The sequence below is a fragment of the Haloferax marinum genome (genome assembly GCF_009674625.1).
In the GTDB taxonomy this organism is placed as follows: Archaea; Halobacteriota; Halobacteria; order Halobacteriales; family Haloferacaceae; genus Haloferax; species Haloferax marinum.
On sequence record NZ_WKJQ01000003.1, the window covers coordinates 118845 to 141681 of the forward strand.

The following is a 22837-nucleotide window of genomic DNA, read 5'->3' on the forward strand; positions in this document are numbered from 1 at the left end:
CACATGGAACTATCCGAACAGAGTGTTCGAACGATGGTTCGCATCGTATCCACGTACGATTCTGCGTATGAGAGATGATTGTTGCGGTGCGTAGCGTGTGCGCAAACTCTTGCTTCGAGACACAGTCAGAATGTTCGTTGGCCTGTTTTTAGCGTGGAACCTCCAAAAGGACGAGATGAACTGCCAATGGTCGTAGACGGCGTCGTCGGTGTTCCCGACGACAGTGGCTTATTTCAGGTCCTCTGCGTTGATGATTGTGTCGACGTTACTGGTGTTTGGCACATCAGCCCCAGCGCGTTTCTACGTCGATATCGTACGAGTCGACTTCCTCAGATTTGCCACCGACGTAGGCGATCTCGAAACGGAATCTCTCGCCTGGTGGTACTCCCATGGCTATGTCCATGCCGTCTCCTATCTGTGCTCCCGTTGAATCGAGAAAACGAACACGTACCAACATAGAGACTGTGCGGTCCGAAGTGTTCTCGACGGTGCCGACCACACCGTATCTGTCATCGGAATAGTCGTACTCTTCAACGACAGTCCATTTACTGTCTAGAATCTCAACACTCGGTTCGGGTGTCGGAGTTTCTGTAGCACCGGCTTCTTCCAACAATTCGATCTCGTAGACAGTTATATCAGGAATCGTTCGTTTGCTCCCAGCGACTGTCTCGTAGGTAATCAACCCGTTGAACCTGCCCCACATTTCTACAATATCATCCTCTAGAAAGCGCTCACCACTCCAGCGAATGAGTATGTCGTCGTCCCAGATATAATCGTCCGGTGTTACGTAAACCCGGAATTGGAAACCCCTGTCTTCGTCTCCGAGTACCTGTGTGATCTTTCCCTCAGGAAAATGGACCAATCTGCCCTCATACTGCTCACTGTTCCGCATCAGGTCCCTGTATGGGTATTCTTTAGCCTCTCGTTTGACCGTCGCAATATCAGGCTCATTCGTTGGCTGGGTGTTTCTATTCTCATCAGGCGCCCGTGTACTCGTCTGCTCGACAGGAGTCGGTGAGTTGTCCTCAGTTGCGGACCTTTGTGTACTCCCCTCGTCGGCAATGCACCCAGCAATACTCGACACACTCACCGCTAGAACTCCAGTCAGTATAGCTCGTCTCTTATACTGTCTCTTCTCCATACATGTTGGACGATTAACAAATATATAAACTACAAAGCTGGCTCTCAAAACCTGAGTAAAACGTTCTAGTGCCCCCGAGATGGAATGCTGAGTGTCTGAGTTGCCTCTATCGGACGTTCTTCTCATAAGAAGCAAGGCACTCGGTTCAGTTGTGGAGTCCAGTAGTAAAGCCAAGACTCGGAAAGCGACTCCCTGAACTCGAGGTGCTGTTCACCACCTCAGAAGATGGGTTCTGTTGCGTGCCTTCTCGACGACCTCGAGCTTGAACCAAACCTAATGGTGGGTCATTTGCACTCTGACTCGGTTTCTCCGGAAACGATAGTGTCTCGGATTTCGATATCAGTGGTTAGGTGGAAATCTACATTGAAAGAAAATCATTGATGATGGGATAATAAAAAGCAAACTGCGGCATCCAATCCCTATGATTCAACTACTGCTACAATCTTCTTCCGTCAGGGTTTTCACCTGGCTGCCATGTTTGTTTCTGCTCATAGTACCACCACTCAAATTCTCGCTCAATTTTATTCTCTAGTTCATTACCATACTTTTCGCGCGAAAAATCGTATCCCAGGTGTTCTCGAAATTGAAGAGCGAGAATTTGGTTCAATATGTAGGTTGAGCACTCACTTCCATGTCTCAATATGTCAATGCTATAATTCCGATCCAGCCACATATTGTGAGCGGATACATTTCTTACTTCTCGAATGAAATGTATTAATCTTCGTGTCTGAGCAGTAATTAAATCGTCATATTTTGCCCAATTAATGACTTTTGAAAAACTAATTTGATCACGGTTGAATTGCCCTTGCAGATTTGAGTTCTCATTTATGTACTGGTCAATGTTCACTTTTTCCAGCAAGTATTGGTGAAGGAATGCGCAAGCTCTGAGAACAACGTATTGGTGGTAAGCAAAATCCATTTTTGGATTTCCATGGAAAGACTGTTCTAATTGCGGGTATTTCTCTAATAAAACTTCTATGGCCTCTGGAATCGAATGTGCAATGGTGTCAAGTAAATATATTTCTGCAGTCTCAACAAAAAGAAGAAATATCCACTTGTCATAAAACTCTGACCTTTCATTAAAGCGCCACCATAGATATTTTAATGCAGTGTATCTTCCCTCTCTCTTCTGAATTTTTTGTATTGGTAGACGAATTTCATCAGTAGACAGCTCAAGAAAGTCTTGATACGTTCTGACATCTTGAGCAGAGTCTATATCTGACCTATCAAATGACTTGAAATAGAGGTCTGGAATAATACTAAGTAGCATCTCTTCCTCTTCATTGCCGAGTTTACGGTCGTCAGACACCATCTGCTGGAAGATATTTTCCTGCTCTGGATATCCGTCAAATATGTCCATTTATAATTCATTCACGAAACATGATAATATAGCTTTCCAGTAATAGCACTAACTTGGTGTACAAACACTTATTGTTTCAAATTTATACTTGGAGTTATATTACAGTAAATGTTGAAATTCAAAACCAACCAAGTGATTTTTTCCTAACCAAATCCATTTGTCTAAAAGCCATTGACAATTTTACTGACTATCTGTGAATGGTTTTCAATTAGTACTGGGTGAGTGCACTACTCTCAAATCCCAATGTTTGTCTGATTAGGAATTTGAAGCCAATATTTTGGCAGAAATAATTATGCTTGTGGTATGAGATTATAGTTAAATAGCATGGTTTCATTGATCCCCGAAGAGTTCGCAGTCACCTATAAATTTTCGAGACTATTCATCGAAAAAGCCACTTCTGAAGGACTTTCACAAAGGGATGTCGATGTTCTCAAGAATATCTCTCAAGATATTGCCAAACCAGTCTTACGAAATGAGGACAACGCCGACAGTACAATACTTGATGCCGACGCAATTAAACTTGGAATAGATCCTAATCTTCTCAGACTCGGGGCCGGAATTTCTGCTGGCGGCGTCACTGCGAGAGAAATTGGGACCGCTATCGTGAGTTTAGGAACTGACAATCATGCACAAGCAGAACTTGTTGAGCAACTTTTCGCGAAAGAGATCGCGCGCCATGTTGACGGTGAAGTAATCAAGGGTGGTTCAGGCGTATTTACTCCTGATGGGGGCGTTGACGCCGTCATCAAGACTGCAGACGGTAGACTGAAAATTCAAGTAAAAAACTTTGCTAACGCTGTTGGTGACGCCACGCTAAAAGAATACAGAGATATAGTAGACGTGTTTGCGTCCACAAATGGCTTTAAAAACGGTGCCGAACCCGCTGCGTACGGAATGGATGCATTCACCAAAAATGACTGGTCATGGGCGTCGAAAGCTGAACTCTATGGAAACCAATTTCTCCACGGTGTCCGACAAATTTTCGTCGGTATCTACAACGCTCTTCGACCATTCGCTGGCCATGTCAGATATATTTCGGCCCACATTGTAACTAAAACGACTGCTGCAGCTAGTTGGTTCATTGCACTCTCTATAGGCAAACAATTAGCGATCATTGCCGCCGTTCTTGCTCTTGCTATCGCAGTCTATTATGTCTATAAGAAGTATCGGGGTCAAAATCGTGATGACTCATCAACTGGAGTTGGGACACCATCGGTCTGACTATTTTCAACCCTATCAACGCGAAGGTGTCGAGAAATATTTTTGAATGATAGAAACAGAAAGGATAGACTGCTCCTACTTCATCCGTGTGTTCGAATAGAAGCACTCAACACGTCTATACTGGAGGTTGTAAGTCGACCCTTGCAACAATTCAGTATAGCAGAATATAGTATATGCAATCGTTGTTGTTCCGCTACGCCATTTTACTAATCGGCGTTGTGTAGCGTCCACTCCAGCACAAGCCAAAGTAGTAACTCAATGGGAGAAAGTCGGTGAGTAATAAAAATCGGCCACTTAGAATCACCACAACACGCAGCGAGCGGGTTACTCCCCGGTAAGCAGGCGTAAATCAGGAGTCCGACTCGCGTAGGGTTTGAGCGCTGAAGAGACGTCTTCAGATGACGAGTCGAGAGAACGTCGGTACAAGTGGTCACAGATGAGTCTCGACGAACTCGTCGGCGTCTCGAGTCGGCACGACTCACCAATGGTGCCCCCCGAAACCAGTCGAATAAACGGTTGGTAAAACCACAGTAACACGTTCAGTACGGCACGATTTGGGAGGCCCGTGAACCGACGAGACCTACAAGGACTCGAACGCTTCGACGGCGGCAGAAGCTACATCTACGTCTTCTTCGGCACTCCCACCTGAGACACCGACGGCTCCCACTACCGTTCCATCGACTTCGAGTGGAATCCCCCCACCGAACGTGATGATTCGGCCGTCGTTCGTATTACCGAGCCCATACAGAGACTCACCGGGTTGTGAGACTTCCCACACTGTCTCCGTGTCTAATTTGAGGGATACTGAGCTGTAGGCTTTGTTCTGTGCAATGTCGATACTGGCGAGGAGTGCATCGTCCATCCGATGGAATGCAACGAGGTTTGCACCGTCGTCCATTACTGCGATGCACATCGGTACGTCGATCTCCTTTGCTTTCTCTTCAGCAGCGTCTATGAGCTGTTTCGCCACGGCAAGCGTTACGTCAGTCATGTTTGGTACACAGTGTCAATGACAATCTATAATGATTTAAAAATATGTGTGGTCTGTCAGGACACAGAGTCCTCTGAGGAACTGCCGCTTCGACGCCCGCACACCATCGGCACGATGAGTGACAACACGAACTTCTTCACGCCGCGTCGAAGCAGGGATTTCGGCGACTGGAATATCTCCGGCTAGCATCGAATGCTATGGATTCGCTGTCGTCTTGTCTGAGTCCCCGTCACTTTCGGAGCGCCTGTCCTTTGCGTACCATCCATATTCCACACCTGAACAAGCCATAGTATTGAATAACCGGCGTACTGATCGCAGACATGAATCACCCGTCCGACGTCAATAGCTCAGTGAGAGACCAATCGGACACAAGCGAGTCGCCGGGAGAGCGCCGCTACAAGTGGTCCCAGATGAGTCTCGACGAACTCGTCGACGTCTACTAGCAAGATATTGCCCGAAGCGATATCGCGATGGGTTCGACGACGACAGAGACGTTCCATTCTAGAACTGGCTCACCGAACACGGATACAGTGGTATCGCGTACGCGCTCCGCGAGCATCACGACCTGACGCCAATCAGTTCTTCGTCGACGTCGTCGGTCTCGAAGACAGGAAATCTGAGGAGTGGGAGTGGAACGTCGACCACGACGCGACTGTGAACGCGCTCGAAGCGTATCTCACGTCGATAGAGGCTCGTGGTGGACGGGCAGAGAGTACCGTCGAAACCCACCGGACGAGGTTAGCGAAGTGGGTTCGGACGTATCGGGAACTGCATGGGACGGACGCGTTGCTTGAACCACTGTCCGAGTTAGGCCAACAACCGCGTGAGATAGAACTCTGTCTCGCCGCCCTCGACGTGTTCGACGAGGAAATATCGGCCGATCGGTCGAAGCTCGAGTACCTGCACGTCGCCAGAGGTGGTACGCGTTCGTGAAGCGCCGAAAGTACGTGAAGTACAACCCACTCTCAGAGGCGGTGAGGAGTTCGGTTGGGAAGCCAGCGAACCAGACCCACAGACATTGTCGGCGTCGCAAGTCCGTCGAATCTACAGCGAGGTGGACTCACCTGAATCGGAGTTACTGGTTGTTGCGCTCGCTGGGTGGGGGTTACGGCCTTCTGAGGTTGCTGCGTTGCACGTCGACCAGGTGGTCTTGAATGCTAAAGATCCACATCTGTCGTTCGGTGATGGGGAGCGGAAGAACCGCCTGGGTGAGGTGACACTGTTGTATGGCGTGGACGTCGTCGCTGACAGGATTGATGCGCTTTCTGACCGTGGAGACGTGGAACGGGTATCTGTTCTCGTCTCGCTCGTCTTCGACTGGCCACGTGTCAGTTAGTACGATACGTCGTCGGTTCAAACAGCTTGCTGCCAATGCTGGCGTGGTTGTCGATGGGGATACACCCACGCCGAAGATGGGACGACGATTCTGGTACTCAGCGTATCAGGAAGCTGTTGGAGAGGTTCTTGAGGGACTGGAGGGAGTTGCTGAAGATCAGGTGAGTTCGTCGACAGAGGTCGTGTTACGGAACTATCTGTCGAGGGAACAAGAGCGGAAGGCAAGGCGTAGACGGTTGTACGAGAAGTTTGAAGCTGCTTTCGATGGTGCTCTGGGATAATCGGATCCACAATGATTTAATTTGTTGGTCCGCATCCAATTGCATCCCAGACCAATAATAACGAAATCTTCCAATTTATAGACGGTAATTCCTCTTAGCTCGTATGGAACTGTTTAGGTGTCTAACCTCCTCAAACCAACGGACTACTGTAGAAAGCTACTTTAGGACAAATGTGAAACTTGTCACGTACCTAGTCACTATGTCTGGTTGTGAATTTTTTGATTCTAACGAATGGTATGAACTCGCATGGAAGCAAGTGAAAGGATGGAGTGCTTCAAAAGCGGCTTCCGAAATTGAGGACTCCAAGATATCTAATGAATATTGTGTCGGGGCGAATCAGTCAAAAGAGCCATTGACAGTCCAGACAATCATTAACACACATCCTTCGTTGTCAAAGCGTCTTATTGTTGACTCGTGGTGTGAGGCTCATGAAGTTCCAGATTATTGCCCCCGTGAATCAAAAGCCGATGGCCTTTGTGAACTTCACCATCCATCTGACACTCAGACTAGGGAGATGTTTTCAGGACTAGAAAAGCAAGATCCTGATCACCGAGTATTTACAGGCGTTAGTATACCACACTTGAATTTTGCTTCCAAAATCGTTTCTGGACCAACGAATCAACCTATCCACTTCTGTTTTGCTAAGTTTGGACGCCTCAACCTCTCGAAGTCTAAAATACACCCACAGCTTGATTTCAGATTCTGCCAGGTCGAAGACACGTTCATAACGACTGGTGCAGACCTATCTGGGCGCCTACTTCTTAGCCACGGCCATGTTCACGGATACACTAATTTGGATCACACGAATTTCCAGGGTGGCGTCAATTTTCGTAATACTAAGTTCACAGGGAAAGTTTCTGCCAATTATTTTTCTTCGATTCGAGGTTTTGAGTGCGTCAACGCCACATTCAGTTCAGAGATCAGCATCCGCGACTGTGAATTTAACAACGGGGCAACGTTCCAAGATTCGGATTTTAATGGGGTAGCTACCTTCGAATACTGCACTTTCGATGGTGGTGCGAGATTTAAACGCGTAACCTTTGATAAAAAAGCCATTTTTAGTGGTACTACGCTCAACCGGGGAGGGACTTTCGAAGGAGCAGATTTTAACTCTGAGCTTGAATTCAAATATTCGACATTCGCAGAGGGAGGCCGTCTTTCAAATATTACTGTAGCCAATCAGTGCACATTTAAAGGAACACGTTGGATGAGGGGAGGTACATTTGCAAATTCTCATTTTGGTTGTAAGGCAGAGTTCAATGACGTTATTTTTGACCAGACTGTCAATTTTACTGATACTGAGTTTAAGAGCGCCTATTTCAAGAGGGCAGGATTCAAACGAATTTCTAGATTTAACAATACTAACTTCCATGATGTGACATTTAAGGGAGCGTCATTCTCTGATGCACGTTTTATTAACACAATAGCCGAGGAAGTCATCGATTGTTCTGATACAACACTCCAAGCGGGGCGCTTTACAGATTCATCAAGTTGTTCAGTGTACTATAATTTCTCTGAAGCTACTCTTGGCGACGTCAAACTTGGGTTTGAATCTTCTCCGTTTACTCACTGTAAATTCTCACAGACTCGATTTAACGGATTTCAGTTTTCCATCAACGAACATATCTCTGCACTCCGTGATACGTGGGAGTTACACGACACCTCTGGATCACCATTTTCGGAAGATTGCTACGAGACAGTTGAGAATACATACTTAAAAGCAAAGAATGGTGCTCTAAATCTGGGGGAGAACAAACCAGCATCGGAATTTTTCCGGCAAGAAATGAAATTCCGACGGAAGTCACACTTCAAAGGGATATTTTCCAGTCGTGGAGTCAACAGGTTACGAGCGTTCTCGCGTTGGGTGATGAACTGGGGATATAACATCTCCTGTGGCTACGGAGAACGGCCGTTGTGGACAGTCTCTCTTTCAGGTGTGACAATCTTATTCTTCGCAATGTTTTTCAAGTTAGTTGGGGTTCGAATGCCAACACACCGAGACTATCTCTTAGTGAGCGTACAGTCATTTGTCGCGTTCATCATTGGTGACCTCCCTACAAGCGATAAGGCTTTACTTCGACCCATTGCGAGTGCAGAAGCACTTCTGGGCGCATTTGCAATTGGACTATTCATTTTCGCTTTGACCAGGTCGATCTCGAGAAATTAAGAACTACTTTTTGTCCCCTGAATATTCATCTTGAAAATACATTAAGCAAAGCATTGGTGACGACTTCTGGAAATTCTGCACGAATCCATTTTGGTTGCTCAATGTGGATCCCACCATTCCGACTCAACCAATTGACGAGATTTTCCTGGCTCATTCCATTCAACGAATCCGTCTCCTGATATAGCTCAACTTCGGTGTCGAGATTATGTTCGGAAACGCACTCTTCAATCGCTGTTTTGACCTGTCTTTTTATGTGGTCATCTGCTAACCCACCAACCGAGATGCTATTGTAGATATGCCCGTGTAAGGAAACCACATACCTGTAGTCTTGTTGTTGGACTGCACTTAGTTCAGGGAACGAACGGGGATCGATATCGTTGGTCGAAATATGCCACCGCGGAAACGCACTTCCAAATCCGTATGTGATCCAAGTGTCAAAGCCTGACTTGTCAATAAATACTTCCGCCTGTTTTGATGTCCCCTTCTCAATTACACCCCCATGAGGTGCAGTAATTAATATCTCATTTCTATCCTCTTTATTAATATGGCACTGCTCGATGAACTCTTCACATTCTGCGGCTTTTTCAGGAGTTTGTATCTGTGGATGTGGTCCAAGACACTCAATTTCTGCGTTTGAATACGTGGTGGCCTTATTTCCACAATACCGCTTAAGATTCCGGTGATGATTTGGCGGTATCCAAAGGATTTTACTGGACTCACTCACTTCACGCACTCCAGCAAGGGTAAACATTGACTGGTCAGTGCGGAGAGTCTCAGTCGCTGTAGGGTGATCTTTGATAAGCCGAACACGTATTTGTTCACCAATTTCTGCTGGCAGACAGTCGAAGAGTTCTGGAGAAACGTACACAAACTTCGACTTTTTTTTGTTTGTAAGTAAGCGGAACTCCACAAGCGGATTATCCATTAGAATACTGTTACACAAGGACCCAATTAAACAGCATCGGAGACTCTATTACAAACATCTTGGAAGCAACTGCTATCGGAATACAGGCTCAATATACGGGTCTGTGTTTGCGATAAACTGAGTTCCTATGAAAGGAGTGAACGATCCTTGTATTTGACTCAGAAGCTCACCGTTGAGTCCACAGGCTACACCACTTTTCCACCTAACCGAGGGTATCCGGACAAACCCATCCATCGAATTGCGGAAGCATAGAAACAAACACTCTGTCGACCAACGACACGACGTCCTCGGCCACCGAATGATTGCCTGTCCGACGAAGGGTTCCACGACGCAACAAGCCGGACGGCACTCCACGAGTCGGTCGTGGGTCCCTCAGTGGGTCAGCGGACGTGAATCGCTCCAGCCATACCCTGCGCTCGGTGTGGTGAACAGTAGTATCTGTAGGTCCCTTCGACGGTGAATTCGTACTCGTAGACGTAACCGGTGTCTTCGATCGTACCGTGGCCCCGCCACTCGCTATTCTCAGGGCGTTCGTCGACGACGACGTTGTGGCCTCCGTCACGCCAGACCCACTTGACGGTCGTTCCGGGTACGACGGCAACATCGAACGGTCGAAACACGGTTCCGGGACCGACGTCGACCGTGACGATGCCGGACTGCGGCGTCGCTGTCCGTGTGGCCGTCGTAGACTCAACTGGGGCTTCAGTCGTCTCACTCTCTGGAGTCGGAGGCGGAGTTCTGGCCGGCGTCGTCTCTTCGCTCCCAGTCGCATCTTCTCCGAGACAACCGGTGAGAGAGACTATCACAGCGGAGGTGAGAAACATTCGTCTGTTCATGGCCCCACTATTCATCGCCGCGAGAATATCCTGATAGTCCACAGAGGTTAGTGTGAGAGTCGGTTGCAGCGTCGTATAAATGTACGTTCACCGCGCCGATGCGTTTCCGGGGCATGCGGCTGCTGCTCTCGGCGTTTACGATTGGAGTGCGGAAAGACTCATCCGCGTGGTCAGTACGTTTGGAGAGTCGATTGGTGGACGACACCACTCGGTGTGCTCCCCCTGAATCACTGCGATAGACCGCTACGTTCATCATTTCTTGTCATCAAACAGCGTCAATGGTACTACGACGACGCTCACTTCTCGCGCTGGCCGCCGCAGGAGTGGGTGGAGCCCTCGCTGGTTGTACGGCGAGTCAGGGGTCCACAGAAAGTGAGGTGCCCACCGAAAACAAGGCATCTGAACCCACCGAGTCAACTCACACGAACGGACAGACGATGGCGACGTTGCGAACGACGAAAGGTGACATCGTAGTTGAGCTCTACGGTGACCGCGCCCCTCGAACGGTCGAGAACTTTATCGGCCTCGCTACTGGTTCGAAAACGTGGGTCGACCCCCAAACCGGTGAGTCTGTCGACGGCGAACCGCTCTACGAGGATATCCTCTTTCACCGTGTCATCGACGACTTCATGATCCAGACCGGTGACCCAACCGGAACCGGCCGTGGCGGCCCAGGTTACCAATTCGACGACGAATTCCACGAGGAGCTTCGACACGACGGCCCCGGTGTGGTTTCGATGGCCAACGCCGGTCCCGATACGAACGGCTCGCAGTTCTTTATCACGCTCGACGCACAGCCGCATCTCGACGGCCGACACGCGGTCTTCGGACAAGTCATCGAAGGGATGGCTGTCGTCGAAGCGATTGGAGCGGTCGAAACCGACGGCAACGACCGGCCGGTCAACGACATGATTTTGGAGTCTGTGACAATCGAGACTGCGTGAAGCTCCTTGGGAGTTAGCTCGGACGAACCCCTCGACGGGCATAATCGGCAGAAAATGGAATTTAATCGGGAGAGAACTCGGGTTACTCCACCGAAATCCACAGTCACAGTTTCAACCCTTGATTAACCGTTGCGAACAAACCTGGCACAGAAGCACCAACGATGAAACTCCAGAAAATCACCGCAATCGCCTTCGTAGTATTGATCGCTATGGCGGGTGTGACCGTCGCTTCGCCTGGGAACCCCCCGTCCGACCCTGTGACTGATGGTCCGGATAGCGAGATGAGCAACGAGGTCCCCGATAACCAGGTGGCCGGTGAGGGCTCCCCCGAACAAGTCCCCGACCACGTTTCCCAGATTCACGACCTGATTCGACAATTCCTCGACGGAGAGCTCGATGGGTCGCTTGGTGGTGCTGTCAGTGGTGTCACCACTAGTGATGATGCGGCCGCAGAGAATGCCCCGGACGCGACTGGTCAATCAGCATGATAGAACCGATGTCCGTTGGAAAACCGTTGTTCACGGGAGGATTCGACCCGCTCGAAGGGGTCATTGTGTTCGCAGTCAGTCTACTCATCGGTGGGGCTGCGATTCACATCGCTGCGAAGCACGTCGTTTACCGCGAAAAACCGGGGGGACTCTCATACGAACACGCTGTGGTGACGGCGCTCTTCGGAGCGGTTGCGTGGGCACTACTTGCCTGGATTCCACTGATTGGCTCACTGCTGGCGCTCGTCGGATGGGTCGGCGTGATTAGATGGCGTTACCCCGGTGGATGGAAGAAAGCAGGTGTCACCGGCGCGGCAGCGTGGGCAGCCGCCGTAGTCGTCTTGGCCGCCCTCGAACTGCTCGGTATCGGAGCGGTGTCGGCAGTCGGTGTCCCTGGGACGTGAGCGGTCTCATTCGAGTTCGACGTCGACATCGCAACCAGCCCGCCGGCCACGACGAGCACCACTCCATTGCTGAGGAGGTGTCCAGGACCGATGTGTGCATACACGCTCGTGACAAGCGGCCATGGGTGAGCGCTCAACGGCGCGGTGAGAACAGACAGATTGCGACCGAAACCTGCGAACACAGACACCCACGTTGCCACCAAGACACTGACCATCAAAACGAGTGTCTGCACGACAGGGTTCCGTACAATCGCCCCCACAAGTGTTTCGTCCGCCCCCAGTGGGGTTTGTTCACGACGGAACTGTACTCGTCTGCCATCAGAGAGAGTACTGCCTAGATTTGGATAAGTGTAGCTCAGGCACACCGCAATCTCCTACTTTCATCCCGAACCGTCGACTACATCCGGCGGTCGGTGTCGTTGCCAAACGAACGCTGCATCATGTAGTTTGAAAAGCAAAGCTGATTGGTGGTCAACTCGCGTACTGCGAAACTGTCGTGACCACTGATTTCGACGACTTTGACCACGAGTCACACATGAGAGTCGCCTTCGAATTGGCTCGGGAGGCAGCCGCCCGCGGCGACGAACCATTCGGTTCCGTCCTCGTTCTCGACGACACGATCGTCATGTCTGAGTCGAACCGAATCGAGACTGAGACAGATATTCGGTACCATCCCGAGCTCCACCTTGCGTATCGTGCGTGTCGAGAGTACGATTCGAAAACACGCGCAGAGATGGTGATGTACACGAGTACAGAACCGTGTCCGATGTGCTCGGGCGGAATGCTGACTGCAGGATTCAACAGCGTCGTCTACAGCGTCAGCAGTGACGAGATTGCCCGTATTACGGGGAGAGAATTGAGCGTCAACTCTACGGACGTTCTGGGCGGCGTCACCGACGTTGTCGGCCCTCTCTTGAACGATGAGGGGAGGCAGGTTCACGAGGAGTACGGGTGGGCGTGATATTTCCTTCTGAGTCAGCGTCCGGGTGTCAATTCGGACCGACGTGCTTCATTAGCAGGTATTGAATCACCGTGGTGACTCGCCTGAGAGGAGAACTGCGTTCTCTTGGAATGAGGTACTGAACATGCAAATCGTTGTTCTTGGTCGAGCAGGTCCTCAAATTCTCCTCATCGCTGCTTCGAACATTTTTGTGTCACAAGTACACATTGTACTCCCATGACACTCGTCCTGACCGACTCGGCCACCTCTTCATGGGGTTGTGATGACTGAGACGCCCGATGTTGTGGCGTCGTTAGAATCCACGGCACACAGGCTCGACGAGACACGTGCTGAAGTCGAAGCGTTCGGCAAAGAGGATCTCCAAACACTCGCTGACGCGCTCGAAGATGTCGACCGAATTCTCGGCCAGTACGAATCACGCGCGACCGACCGAGATGACCTCGAAGGGTACATCGAATTCCGAGACACACTCTCCAACACGCTCGACGAAATCCCTGTAGACGTCCCTCACAGTGAGGCATTCATCGAAGCCAACGAGGCCCTCACCACAGGCATCACATCTACGCTGTCTGCGAGTGATTTCGAACACGCTCGCACGATACTCGAACCTGCTCGTGAGAGCGCGTTGCTACTCGAGTCCTGGCAGAGTACACGCAAGGAGTACCGGACCGCACGGCGCGCTGTCGAGCAACGAAAATCCGAAATCGATGACCGAATCGACGAACTCCAAGATATCGTCACACTAGGTGAAGCAGACCTCGACGCCCCAACGGATACACTCGCAGACCCCATCGAAGCGTACAACGAAGCAGTAACGACGGCGTTTCACCAGTATCTCGACCAGACACCCGCTTGTGAGGTGCTCGGTCAGTTGGAGGCTACACGGTATTATCCACTCGTCGAGTTACCAACGCCACCCCAGCGCTTGCAGTCGTACCTCGAGACTGTCGACGTCGGGTCCGAATCAATCTCGAGACTTGTCGAGCTCGCAGAGTTTTCGCGGTCGAAACTCGACCACTATGTCGACGACTCAGAGGCGTTTTCGTCGGTTGTCGGGACAAATCGGACGTATCTCTCGCAGTTGGCTGAGGAGGCAGAAGCGCTCACAGTACCGTGGCCTCCTGAGCCCGCTCGAGAAGTCAAATGGCGAGCCCGAGAACTGGTTGCCGTAGTCGGTCGCTTCGCAGATGAAGCCACGGTGGTGCACGCCCGCAAACTGTACAGATTTGCTTCGAACGATCAAGATGAGTTCGACCGTCTACGGGCGACTGCTGTCGCCCGCCAACGACTCACTGAAGAACAGCGAACGCGACTCAAAAGCGGTGCAATCGAGGCTGAGATCGAACAGTTACGGACGGACGCTCGCGAACTGCAAGCGAGTTTAGAGCAACACGAACCACGCCACTGACCGTTCGGGTGTGGGTTGCAGAAGGTTCGAAGTAACGCTCAACCCACTGCACTACACAGAGAACACTGTATGTCGACGAACTCCCACTCCAGTATTCGCCTCGTCCGACACGCCACGCTCCTCGTGACAGTGGGTGAGACCACGTTCCTCGTTGACCCGATGTTGGCGTCTCCCGGTGCCAACCCACCGATACAGGACACACCGAACCAACGTGACAACCCACTCGTGCCGATGCCTGACGTCGGGTTGACGTACGACGCCGTCGTGGTTACACACCGTCACACTGACCACTTCGACGAGGCTGCGAAAGCGGCGCTCGACCCCGACGTTCCGTTGTTTTGTCAACCAGCGGACGAGGGGGCGTTCGTCGAAGACGGCTTTACAGATGTCCGTCCAATCGACGACGGAGCGGTATTCGACGGTATCACCATCCATCGAACGCCAGGCCGGCACGGACATGGCGAACTCGCCGAGAAGATGGCACCCGTTTCGGGATTCGTCTTCGAAGGTGACGAGACACTCTACATCGCAGGCGACACCATCTGGTACGACGAGATTGCAGAGACACTCGAACGCTTCGACCCCGATACTGTCGTCCTCAACGCCGGGGAAGCACGATTCGATTACGGCGAACCGATTACGATGGGAGTGGCAGACGTCACTGCGGTTCGGGAAGCGACAGACGCCCGAGTCGTCGCCGTCCACATGGAGGCCATCAATCACTGTTTGCTCACCCGCGACGAGTTACGAGCGAACACCGAGAACGTCCGCATCCCTGAAGACGGCGAACTAATTACGCTATAGAACGGCTGACGCACCAGATTAGCTTCGTCCCCACGCCTGGAGTCGTCTGAGGGGACGAGAACGTCCGTTCCTCGAACGTGGAAACACCGATTCGAAACTGGCGGTGACCCATGCCTCTCAGAGAGAGGTGTCACGGAGGTAACCACCTGACATCGCCGTCAGCGAGCGTTTAACACCCGGAACTCACTATTCACAAGTACCGCAACGACCCCACAAACCACACATGTCTCAACAAAAATCCGACTACATAGACGACGCCGAGATCGACGCTGACCTCGACCAAGTACCCGGTGACGAGGAAGTCGAAACAACCGTCGAAAATCTTGAAGCGAACGGGTTCGACGTCGTCGTCGTCGATACCGCGGACGAAGCACTCGAAACACTGCAATCACACATCCCAAGCGGCGTCTCCGTCATGAACGGGCACTCGACGACGCTGGAAGAGATTGGATTCGTAGAACACCTGAGTGAGGGGGATCACGACTGGGAGAGTCTGCCGGACCAGATCTGGAGCATCGACGACGACGCAGCGCGTCAGGCTGCCCGCCGCGAGTCCCAGACGGCCGATTATTTCCTCGGTGGAATCAACGCCATCGCGCAGACGGGTGAACTTGTCGCAGCAGACCTCTCAGGTAGTCGCATCGGTGCGTACCCCTTCGCTGCAAGCAACGTCGTCATCGTCAGCGGTATCAATAAAATCGTCCCAACGCTCGGCGACGCGCTCGACCGACTCGAATCAGTCGCGTATCCACTGGAAAACGAACGAGCGAAAGAAGCCTACGGCGTCGAATCCACGATTGCCAAGCAACTGATTTTCCGACGAGAAGTCGAAGAAGGTCGTACGACCGTCGTCCTCATCCGCGACCAATTGGGCTACTAATATCCTGAGCACGCTTCGAAGCGACTCTTTGAGAACCGCTTCGAAGCCCCCGAAGCATACGAACGGGTCGGCTCCCTCCTTCGTCGTTCCCAGGACGAAGCAACACCAGTCGACGTCGCCGAGTGGCTAACTCCAGAGAAGTTTTTCAGCAGTCGTCCCATACTGCTCTCTAATGGCTCACATCGACGTCGACGACCTCCTCCCTAATGACCGCGTGAAGCAATCTGTGTCTGCTAGAGAGGTGACACAGCTCACTCGTGGCGCGTCGAACCGCTACGCCGACGAAGGCGACACCTTCGAACTCGACGGTGAGACCTTCGAGATAGTCGGCGTTACGAAGCGGACACTCGGTGACTTTACCGACGCCGACGCCCGTAGAGAGGGGTCACCGTCGCTCGAAGCCTACAAACAGCGGATGGAGCGCGTCCATCCCGGACCGTTCGAATGGGACGACAGCGACGAAGTCATCACCTACAGATTCGAGCGGGACCAGCACCCGTGAACGAGGGCATGGACTTCGACAGAGAAGCGCGAAGAGGTTGGTACCGTGATAAGTGAACCACTCCCCGTCGAATACCTCTCACCACTCGCCACGCTCGTCGACGGGGTACTCGCACGCGTCGGGTACGAGATGACCGCTGCCACCGAAGTCATCGACGACGCTGTCCCCGGTTACGGCGGCCTGTTCGACCCTTCGACCACGTCGACAGAGTTGCGGGAAGCGCTCGAAGCCCTCTTGGCATCGGACCTCGCTCGACCGCCCATCCTCGAACCGGCAGGTGATTCGTTCGTCCTCTACGTCGACGGGAGTTCTCGCGGTAATCCCGGCCCTGCGGGTGCGGGTGCTGTTATCATGGACGCAGAGGAAAACGAACTCGCCCGTCTCGGTCGCCCCGTCGGTTCTCGGACGGGAAACAACACGGCCGAGTACGTCGCGCTCCAACTCGGCCTGTCGGAACTGCTCACTCGTTACGAAGCTCGCGAGTTAGAGGTGCGTATCGACTCGATGACCGTCATCCGCGACGTCTGGAAGGGTAACGACCCGACGGAATCGGGCGTCGAGACGTATAGCGAGGCTATCGCAACGGCACTGTCGACCTTTCCAGAACACCGGTACACGCACCTGGCAGACAGTGACCCGAATCCTGCCGACGCATTGGCGACAGTCGGCGCCGACATCGCAGCTTTCGGCCCCTAGGATGTGCTCGCGCAAGGAGAGACGAACACGGCGTATCATCTCACATCGACCAAATCCGCCGATGTTTTCACTCGCGTCGAGAACCGTCTACTATGGAGATTGTAGTCACGGGTGGGCGTGGACAGACAGGTCGGTGGGTCGTCGACCGACTCACCAAAGACCACACCGTCACCTGCCTCGACCTCGAACATCCAGGCAACAACGGACACCCAGAGGTCGAGTATCGGGCGGTAGACCTCACGGACTACGGAAGCGTCTTCGACGCTCTCACCACCCTCGAACCAGACGCTGTCGTCCACTGGGCGGCGATTCCGGCCGCAGGAATCAAACCAGGAGTCGACACCTACCGAAACAACACACTGTCCGCACACAGTGTCCTGACTGCCGCCGGGCGTGTCGGAGCGCGTGTCGTCCAAGCGTCCTCAGACGGCGCGTACGGGTTCTTCTTCGCCGACGAGACACCGGTTCCGGACGAACTCCCGATACCCGAGACTCACGCACTTCGACCGGAAGACGACTACGGCCTCTCGAAAGTCGTGACCGAAGAGATCGGAAAGACGATTGCGCGACGTGACGACGTCTCGGTAGCGTCGATTCGTCCGTCGTGGATTCAAATCCCCGGTGAGTACCCGTGCCGTGACGACGCGTACACCTCGAACCTCGACGCCGGCGCAGGAAACTACTGGTCGTACGTCGACGTCCGCGACGTCGCCGACCTCGTGGACGCCGCGCTGACGAGTGACTTGACTGGGCACGAAGCGTTCAATTGTGTCGCTCAGGACAACGCACTCGGTCGGCCACTCCGCGAACTGATGACCGAACACTACGGGGCGCTCCCAGAGAACTGTTCTGTCGAAGGAGACGCGTCCGCCTACGATACCACGAAAGCCACCAGGCTCCTCGGTTGGGAACCGACACGCTCGTGGCGAACTGCCGCCTCCGAGACGATTCCGACGCCGCAAATCTGAGACCGCCACCGAGCGTGGTCTGTGCGTTAGTTGTCGAACGGTTAGTTGTCGAACGCGTCGACGATTTTCTGGTCGCGCTGCAACGCCGCTTCGACTTTTGGGCTTCGTGGCTCGACGACGAGCTCTTCGTGCTGCCAGTGTCGGCCATCTTTCCCGTTCCAGACGCCGTACAGTGTCGCACCGGGCAGTTTGAGCACGCCGAATCGGATAGTCAGGTAGTAGACGAGGTCCGCGATGTCGTCCCACGACGCCGTCGTCTTTCGAGGGAGTGTTCGCGGGAAGTCGACGTGTTGTGCAGGTACAGCAGCGTCAGACGCGAGGTCGATGAACCCGAAGTCGTTACTGAACAACACCACGTCCTTCCGGCTTTCCGACGCGAACGCTCGGTAGGCCTCGACGATGTTTTCGTCGCCCGTCTCACAGTCTACCAAATCCACGTTCCGGTCGGCCATGAGTCGTCGGAACTCGTACAGACCGAGGAATCCTTCTCGGTTGTTCCCTGCCGGTTGATTGTCGACTCGTTCGAACTCTTCGCCGAACGCGTTCACGAGTGAGGCCGTCTGATACTGATTGTAGTGCCAGTCGAGTTCCTCTTTGACGCCGGTCGCGAGTGCGTATCCGTTCGTCGGTGACCTGTCAGCGTCGTCGGTTCCTCCGGTCACGTGGTCGATTCCGAGTACCGAACCCATATCCCACGGCATGATGTTCGCGTCGATTCCGGCGATGACCGGTGGATGTCCCGCTTCTAAATCTCGGTAGCCGTGGCGGTGTACGAACTCGGTTACTTCGTCACGATTCGAAATATCCAGCACACCGCTGGCCACGAGTGACCGAACGTACGCGCTGTCGTCCGGTAAGTCGTCGTGAGCGTCCGGTCCGTACTCTCGTTGAATCACGCCGCGTGTGTCTACGTACTCAGAGAGTGATTGTGTGAACCGAACCGTACTCTCGAACGGGTCTGCGAGTCGAACACGAAGCAGTTCGCCGACGTCGCCACACGGGTGTTTCACCGTGATTCGGTGCTTTCCAGTTTCGTGCAGCGCGTTCAACAGGAGCGTCACGTGCCGCCGAGCAAGAATCATGCAAACACCTCAGCGAAGTCGTACAGCGTCGTCCCGGTTCGTGGCACGTCGGCGTATATTCGGCCGAACAAACTGGCAGAATCGACGTACAAGTACGACACGCGGTCGGCACCGAACCGAATCCCTGCTTGGAACGCAATCGCGGACATAAACTTTCGACCTGGTGTGATGTCGACGACGACTTCTCCGTCATCGGCACGAGCGGCCTCGATTGCGGCCTCGAAATGCCCGACGATAGCGCGGAACTCCGTCTCACTATCTAACTCCGTGTACTCGATATTTGGTGTCTCCCCGCCGTAGGCCTCTACGATTACTTCTATCAACTCCGTAATGCGGTCGAACTGGTCTGCGACCCCTGGGTTCCCGAGCAGGTACACGTGGTCAGGAACGAATCCCCACTCCGAACACGCCGCTGCAAGTGGATTTACCACTGCTTCGGGATTCGTGCTTCCAGTCGTCACCCAATAGTTTGCTGTCACCGTCGCCACCACACACTCTCGTGGCGGGAGTTCGCACGTCGACCCATCAGAATAGACGTGGACGCCGAATCACGCACCCGACCAGGAACGTCTGTGAGACCGTACATACAAACACCGACAATGTCAGTCCAGAATTAGTTTTCCCCGAGACGTATCTAAACAGTACCGCCAACCGCTCCGAGGTAGTCGTCGTCGAACGGCGAGAAACTCAGAAACGGAGTTCCAAACTGTCCCTCGTCACGAGTAGAAGACGACGGGCCGGCGGTCGCCGCCGTAGTCTTCGTCGGGCAGATACTCGCGGAGGGCGTCGTGGTTGTCTTCGCCGAGAAGTTGGTCGAGAACGTCGATAGCGGACGCTCGAAGGAGGGGCATGTTGTCGTTCCCGCAGTTTTCGTCGAAGGTACAGGCGGGACAGCCGTTTGGTTGGCCGCATCGACAGTCACGGAGTTGGTCACGGGCGCGTTCGGCGAGGGCTTCGAAGTTGTCGTAAATCGCGTGGGCGAAGCCGAGTCCGCCATCGATACCGTCGTAGATGAACCAGCCAGAGGAAGTACGGCCAGTGAGTTCGTGAGTGCGCTGTTGCAGAGCGTGTGTGGCGGCTTCGAACGAGTCGGATATCGAGTCGGCGATGTCGTCGTACTCAGGGTGAGAGTAGTGGGTGTCCATGACGAGCGTCGCGAGTCCCCCGAGGTCGTTTTTGTCGACCCGGAGTTCGAGCGGTGCGGTCTGAATCGTGGCGTGTTCGGCGGCGTGCAACCCCGCGACGTAGCCGAGATGTGCGATGTCGGCATCTTCTGGGTCGACACCGGTTTCGACACCGTACTCGCTGTATTTCCGGACGAGCGCGTCTTCGACCACCTCGGGAACTTCGACCCAACACAACTGCGTGTCCATGAGAATCGGCGGTAAGCCCGTCGGGATTGCTTGGCGCTTCGGGTCGCCATTACCGATGTACAGCTGGTCGTACGCGTGATAGTGGACGAGGACCGTCCCACGGCCAAAGTGCAGCGTGAACCCGTTGACTTCGCGGGATTTTTCGGACACTGCGTCGAGGACGTTGACCTTGCTTTGGGTCCGGGTGTAGTAGTTGCAATCGACCGGTTTGAGTTCGACGATGGGTTGTGGGCGGTCTTCGTCGACGGATACGACTTCGAACTGCTGGCCTTCGTGGAGTCTGACTGCACCTTCGTGGTAGTCACGGTACGCCCGCGTGCGGTCGATTGGTTCGACGTCGAGGCCGTCTGACAGTCCCCACTTGTCGCGGTCGACGTCGGAAGCGAGCGTGAGTCGATACTCGGTGTCGTCCGTGCCGTAGAGGTTGATGCGTGTCTGCGGTCGACTAGGGCCGGCGTAGTGGGTTGCGGCGTCGAGGTAGCCGTCGATGAATCCTGCTTCACGCCACATTTTCACGGCGGCTCTGAGGCGGTCTTCCTCTGCGAACGTCCCGACGTCCGTTTCGTCGAGTGCGATTTCGTCCGACGCGGCCAAGACGTGCATGGCGAAGACGGCGTTGTTCGACGTGTCGACGACCGCGTCTTCGACGTCGTTTTCCAGAAGGTACTCAGGATGGTCGATGACGTACTGGTCGAGCGTTCGGTGGTCGCCGACGAGGACAGCGAGGCTTCGGCTTGCTTCGCGGCCGGCCCGGCCGATACGTTGCCAGAAGGATTGCCGTTGCCCTGGGTATCCCATGAGGACGGTCGCGTCCAAACTCCCGATATCGATGCCGAGTTCGAGGGCAGAAGTCGTGGCGAGTCCGGTCAACAACCCGGTCTTGAACCGGTGTTCACGAGAGTGACGAGTGGTGCGGCCGAGTCCAGCGTTGTACGCTTCTCGGTCGGTGGTGGTCGTCCTCCCGTACGCTCGCGGGTTGTTCCGGCGGTGTTCGTCTGCGCGTTGAATACTGAGTTCGGTGAGTTTCCGACTATCGCAGAACAGTAACGTCCGGATATCGTTCGACGTCAGGTGGTCGAACACCTTCGGGGCTTCGACGCTCGCCGGGACACGTTCGGAGATGCGCTCGCCGTCGGTGTCCGGGGACGCTCCCTCGATGTCGTCTTCGATGTCGAACGACGCTTCGCCTGGGGTCGGGTCGTTGGTTCTGTCTCGCGGCGGTGGGTTCCAGAGGACGACGTCACGGGGGCCGTGTGGTGAGCCATCGTCGTCGATAACCGTCACCGGTTCGTCGATGAGTTCTTCAGAGTGGCTCTTCGGATTTCCGATGGTCGCAGACGTGAGGACGTACTGTGGGTCACCGCCCCAGTAGTCGACGACACGCTTCAGTCGGCGAAGAATCCACGCGACGTGCATGCCTTCGATACCGGTGTAGGTGTGTGATTCGTCGATGGCGACGAGGTCTAACGCGCTGTAGAACCGACTCCACTTGTCGTGGTGTTCGAGGTATATGTTGAGGCCAGCAAAGTTCGTGAGGATGACGTCGGCACGTTCCCGAATCTCGCGTCGGTTTCCGGTCGTATCGCCGTCGTAAATCTGTACGCGGATGTCGAGACCGAGGTCGTCGTACAGAGTGGTCAGTGACTCGTGCTGGTCTTTCGTCAACGCCTTCATCGGGTATACGCACAGTGTGGTCGACGTCTCGTTTTGCTCGGTCGCACGGGTTCCGTCAGGGTTGAGGACGCCTGCGTCGAGGAGGTTCCGTGCGATTTGCAGTCCGTAAATGTGCGTCTTCCCGCTCGACGTAGACGTCGTGACGGCGACGTTGTCTCCGGCTTTCAGTGCGGTGAGCGCCTCGGCTTGGTGACTGAACAAGTCGAACGGATACGGGTCGGCCAGCGTCGGGCGAAGGACGTCGCTCGTCGAGACGGTCTTCGCCGCCCGTGCGGGAAGTTCGATAGTTTCGATGTAGTCCGAGTTTCGAGAGACGTCAGGCCGAGGGAACGAGTCGATGATACTGTCTGTGTCGATGTCGACGTTCGTGTCGGGTGGGGTTGGATTTTCACTCAT

At 53.6% G+C, this 22837-nt stretch carries 20 protein-coding genes and 1 pseudogene; 13 read left to right on the forward strand and 8 right to left on the reverse strand.

Annotated features, from left to right (window positions below; translation table 11 throughout):
* Window positions 1-283 precede the first annotated feature (283 nt).
* Both GJR99_RS17000 and GJR99_RS17005 read right to left on the reverse strand, forming a co-directional pair.
* Window positions 284-1141 carry an FxLYD domain-containing protein gene (locus tag GJR99_RS17000; protein ID WP_151114254.1) on the reverse strand — a complete coding sequence of 286 codons (858 nt, stop codon included), beginning with the start codon at window positions 1139-1141 and terminating at the stop codon, window positions 284-286.
* Window positions 1142-1577: 436 nt separating this feature from the next.
* Entirely contained in the window at window positions 1578-2501 is a 924-nt protein-coding gene (locus GJR99_RS17005; protein ID WP_151114255.1) for a DUF4145 domain-containing protein, read from the reverse strand.
* A gap of 324 nt (window positions 2502-2825) precedes the next feature.
* On the opposite strand from GJR99_RS17005, the gene GJR99_RS17010 reads away from it, so the two are divergent.
* Window positions 2826-3722 carry a hypothetical protein gene (locus GJR99_RS17010; protein ID WP_151114256.1) on the forward strand — a complete coding sequence of 299 codons (897 nt, stop codon included), beginning with the start codon at window positions 2826-2828 and terminating at the stop codon, window positions 3720-3722.
* A gap of 580 nt (window positions 3723-4302) precedes the next feature.
* On the opposite strand, the gene GJR99_RS17015 is transcribed toward GJR99_RS17010, so the two are convergent.
* The gene (locus tag GJR99_RS17015) at window positions 4303-4713 is read right to left on the reverse strand and encodes a GlcG/HbpS family heme-binding protein (RefSeq protein ID WP_151114257.1); all 411 of its coding nucleotides are present in this window, start codon (window positions 4711-4713) and stop codon (window positions 4303-4305) included.
* Window positions 4714-5123: 410 nt separating this feature from the next.
* On the opposite strand from GJR99_RS17015, the pseudogene GJR99_RS17890 reads away from it, so the two are divergent.
* Together GJR99_RS17890 and GJR99_RS17030 are read left to right on the forward strand one after the other, a co-directional pair.
* Window positions 5124-6329: pseudogene (locus GJR99_RS17890) on the forward strand (tyrosine-type recombinase/integrase).
* A gap of 199 nt (window positions 6330-6528) precedes the next feature.
* Window positions 6529-8496, forward strand: a complete 1968-nt coding sequence (locus GJR99_RS17030) for a pentapeptide repeat-containing protein (RefSeq protein ID WP_191967178.1) — start codon at window positions 6529-6531, stop codon at window positions 8494-8496.
* Between the two features lie 25 nt (window positions 8497-8521).
* On the opposite strand, the gene GJR99_RS17035 is transcribed toward GJR99_RS17030, so the two are convergent.
* On the reverse strand, window positions 8522-9421 hold the full coding sequence (locus GJR99_RS17035; RefSeq protein WP_151114260.1) for a poly-gamma-glutamate hydrolase family protein: 900 nt from the start codon (window positions 9419-9421) through the stop codon (window positions 8522-8524).
* Between the two features lie 380 nt (window positions 9422-9801).
* A complete protein-coding gene (locus GJR99_RS17040; protein WP_191967179.1) occupies window positions 9802-10227 on the reverse strand; it encodes a plastocyanin/azurin family copper-binding protein in 426 nt (141 codons plus the stop codon).
* Window positions 10228-10694: 467 nt separating this feature from the next.
* Here GJR99_RS17040 and GJR99_RS17045 point away from each other — a divergent pair, with 467 nt between their 5' ends.
* The 10 genes from GJR99_RS17045 to GJR99_RS17090 all read left to right on the forward strand — a co-directional run bounded on the left by GJR99_RS17045 (window position 10695) and on the right by GJR99_RS17090 (window position 18312).
* Window positions 10695-11201, forward strand: a complete 507-nt coding sequence (locus GJR99_RS17045) for a peptidylprolyl isomerase (protein ID WP_151114314.1) — start codon at window positions 10695-10697, stop codon at window positions 11199-11201.
* Window positions 11202-11362: 161 nt separating this feature from the next.
* On the forward strand, window positions 11363-11689 hold the full coding sequence (locus tag GJR99_RS17050; protein WP_151114262.1) for a hypothetical protein: 327 nt from the start codon (window positions 11363-11365) through the stop codon (window positions 11687-11689).
* 8 nt (window positions 11690-11697) lie between these two features.
* The gene (locus tag GJR99_RS17055; RefSeq protein ID WP_151114315.1) at window positions 11698-12093 is read left to right on the forward strand and encodes a hypothetical protein; all 396 of its coding nucleotides are present in this window, start codon (window positions 11698-11700) and stop codon (window positions 12091-12093) included.
* Between the two features lie 496 nt (window positions 12094-12589).
* Window positions 12590-13054 carry a nucleoside deaminase gene (locus GJR99_RS17060; protein ID WP_225317683.1) on the forward strand — a complete coding sequence of 155 codons (465 nt, stop codon included), beginning with the start codon at window positions 12590-12592 and terminating at the stop codon, window positions 13052-13054.
* Window positions 13055-13316: 262 nt separating this feature from the next.
* Window positions 13317-14462, forward strand: a complete 1146-nt coding sequence (locus tag GJR99_RS17065; protein ID WP_151114264.1) for a DUF7118 family protein — start codon at window positions 13317-13319, stop codon at window positions 14460-14462.
* Window positions 14463-14531: 69 nt separating this feature from the next.
* Entirely contained in the window at window positions 14532-15266 is a 735-nt protein-coding gene (locus GJR99_RS17070; RefSeq protein ID WP_151114265.1) for an MBL fold metallo-hydrolase, read from the forward strand.
* Between the two features lie 223 nt (window positions 15267-15489).
* Window positions 15490-16146, forward strand: a complete 657-nt coding sequence (locus GJR99_RS17075; protein WP_151114266.1) for a lactate utilization protein — start codon at window positions 15490-15492, stop codon at window positions 16144-16146.
* Window positions 16147-16318: 172 nt separating this feature from the next.
* On the forward strand, window positions 16319-16648 hold the full coding sequence (locus GJR99_RS17080) for an ASCH domain-containing protein (protein ID WP_151114267.1): 330 nt from the start codon (window positions 16319-16321) through the stop codon (window positions 16646-16648).
* A 45-nt stretch (window positions 16649-16693) separates the two neighbouring features.
* On the forward strand, window positions 16694-17344 hold the full coding sequence (locus tag GJR99_RS17085; protein WP_151114268.1) for a ribonuclease HI family protein: 651 nt from the start codon (window positions 16694-16696) through the stop codon (window positions 17342-17344).
* Between the two features lie 92 nt (window positions 17345-17436).
* Window positions 17437-18312, forward strand: coding sequence for an NAD-dependent epimerase/dehydratase family protein (locus GJR99_RS17090; protein WP_151114269.1), 876 nt, complete (start codon window positions 17437-17439; stop codon window positions 18310-18312).
* 41 nt (window positions 18313-18353) lie between these two features.
* Here the strand turns inward: GJR99_RS17090 and GJR99_RS17095 are convergent, their stop codons facing one another.
* The 3 genes from GJR99_RS17095 to GJR99_RS17105 form a co-directional block, all read right to left on the reverse strand.
* Window positions 18354-19394 (reverse strand): hypothetical protein, encoded by a 1041-nt coding sequence (locus GJR99_RS17095; RefSeq protein ID WP_151114270.1) that lies wholly within the window; start codon window positions 19392-19394, stop codon window positions 18354-18356.
* Window positions 19391-19873, reverse strand: coding sequence for a CRISPR-associated ring nuclease (locus tag GJR99_RS17100; RefSeq protein WP_151114271.1), 483 nt, complete (start codon window positions 19871-19873; stop codon window positions 19391-19393). The genes GJR99_RS17095 and GJR99_RS17100 overlap by 4 nt, the downstream gene beginning before the upstream one ends.
* 237 nt (window positions 19874-20110) lie before the next feature.
* Window positions 20111-22837 (reverse strand): DEAD/DEAH box helicase, encoded by a 2727-nt coding sequence (locus GJR99_RS17105; protein WP_151114272.1) that lies wholly within the window; start codon window positions 22835-22837, stop codon window positions 20111-20113.

Coding starts and splice junctions, on each gene's coding strand:
- GJR99_RS17000 (WP_151114254.1), bottom strand. CDS start 1,141: ATGGAGAAGAGACAGTATAAGAGACGAGCTATACTGACTGGAGTTCTA.
- GJR99_RS17005 (WP_151114255.1), bottom strand. CDS start 2,501: ATGGACATATTTGACGGATATCCAGAGCAGGAAAATATCTTCCAGCAG.
- GJR99_RS17010 (WP_151114256.1), top strand. CDS start 2,826: ATGGTTTCATTGATCCCCGAAGAGTTCGCAGTCACCTATAAATTTTCG.
- GJR99_RS17015 (WP_151114257.1), bottom strand. CDS start 4,713: ATGACTGACGTAACGCTTGCCGTGGCGAAACAGCTCATAGACGCTGCT.
- GJR99_RS17030 (WP_191967178.1), top strand. CDS start 6,529: ATGTCTGGTTGTGAATTTTTTGATTCTAACGAATGGTATGAACTCGCA.
- GJR99_RS17035 (WP_151114260.1), bottom strand. CDS start 9,421: ATGGATAATCCGCTTGTGGAGTTCCGCTTACTTACAAACAAAAAAAAG.
- GJR99_RS17045 (WP_151114314.1), top strand. CDS start 10,695: ATGGCGACGTTGCGAACGACGAAAGGTGACATCGTAGTTGAGCTCTAC.
- GJR99_RS17050 (WP_151114262.1), top strand. CDS start 11,363: ATGAAACTCCAGAAAATCACCGCAATCGCCTTCGTAGTATTGATCGCT.
- GJR99_RS17055 (WP_151114315.1), top strand. CDS start 11,698: ATGTCCGTTGGAAAACCGTTGTTCACGGGAGGATTCGACCCGCTCGAA.
- GJR99_RS17065 (WP_151114264.1), top strand. CDS start 13,317: ATGACTGAGACGCCCGATGTTGTGGCGTCGTTAGAATCCACGGCACAC.
- GJR99_RS17070 (WP_151114265.1), top strand. CDS start 14,532: ATGTCGACGAACTCCCACTCCAGTATTCGCCTCGTCCGACACGCCACG.
- GJR99_RS17075 (WP_151114266.1), top strand. CDS start 15,490: ATGTCTCAACAAAAATCCGACTACATAGACGACGCCGAGATCGACGCT.
- GJR99_RS17080 (WP_151114267.1), top strand. CDS start 16,319: ATGGCTCACATCGACGTCGACGACCTCCTCCCTAATGACCGCGTGAAG.
- GJR99_RS17090 (WP_151114269.1), top strand. CDS start 17,437: ATGGAGATTGTAGTCACGGGTGGGCGTGGACAGACAGGTCGGTGGGTC.
- GJR99_RS17095 (WP_151114270.1), bottom strand. CDS start 19,394: ATGATTCTTGCTCGGCGGCACGTGACGCTCCTGTTGAACGCGCTGCAC.
- GJR99_RS17105 (WP_151114272.1), bottom strand. CDS start 22,837: ATGAGTGAAAATCCAACCCCACCCGACACGAACGTCGACATCGACACA.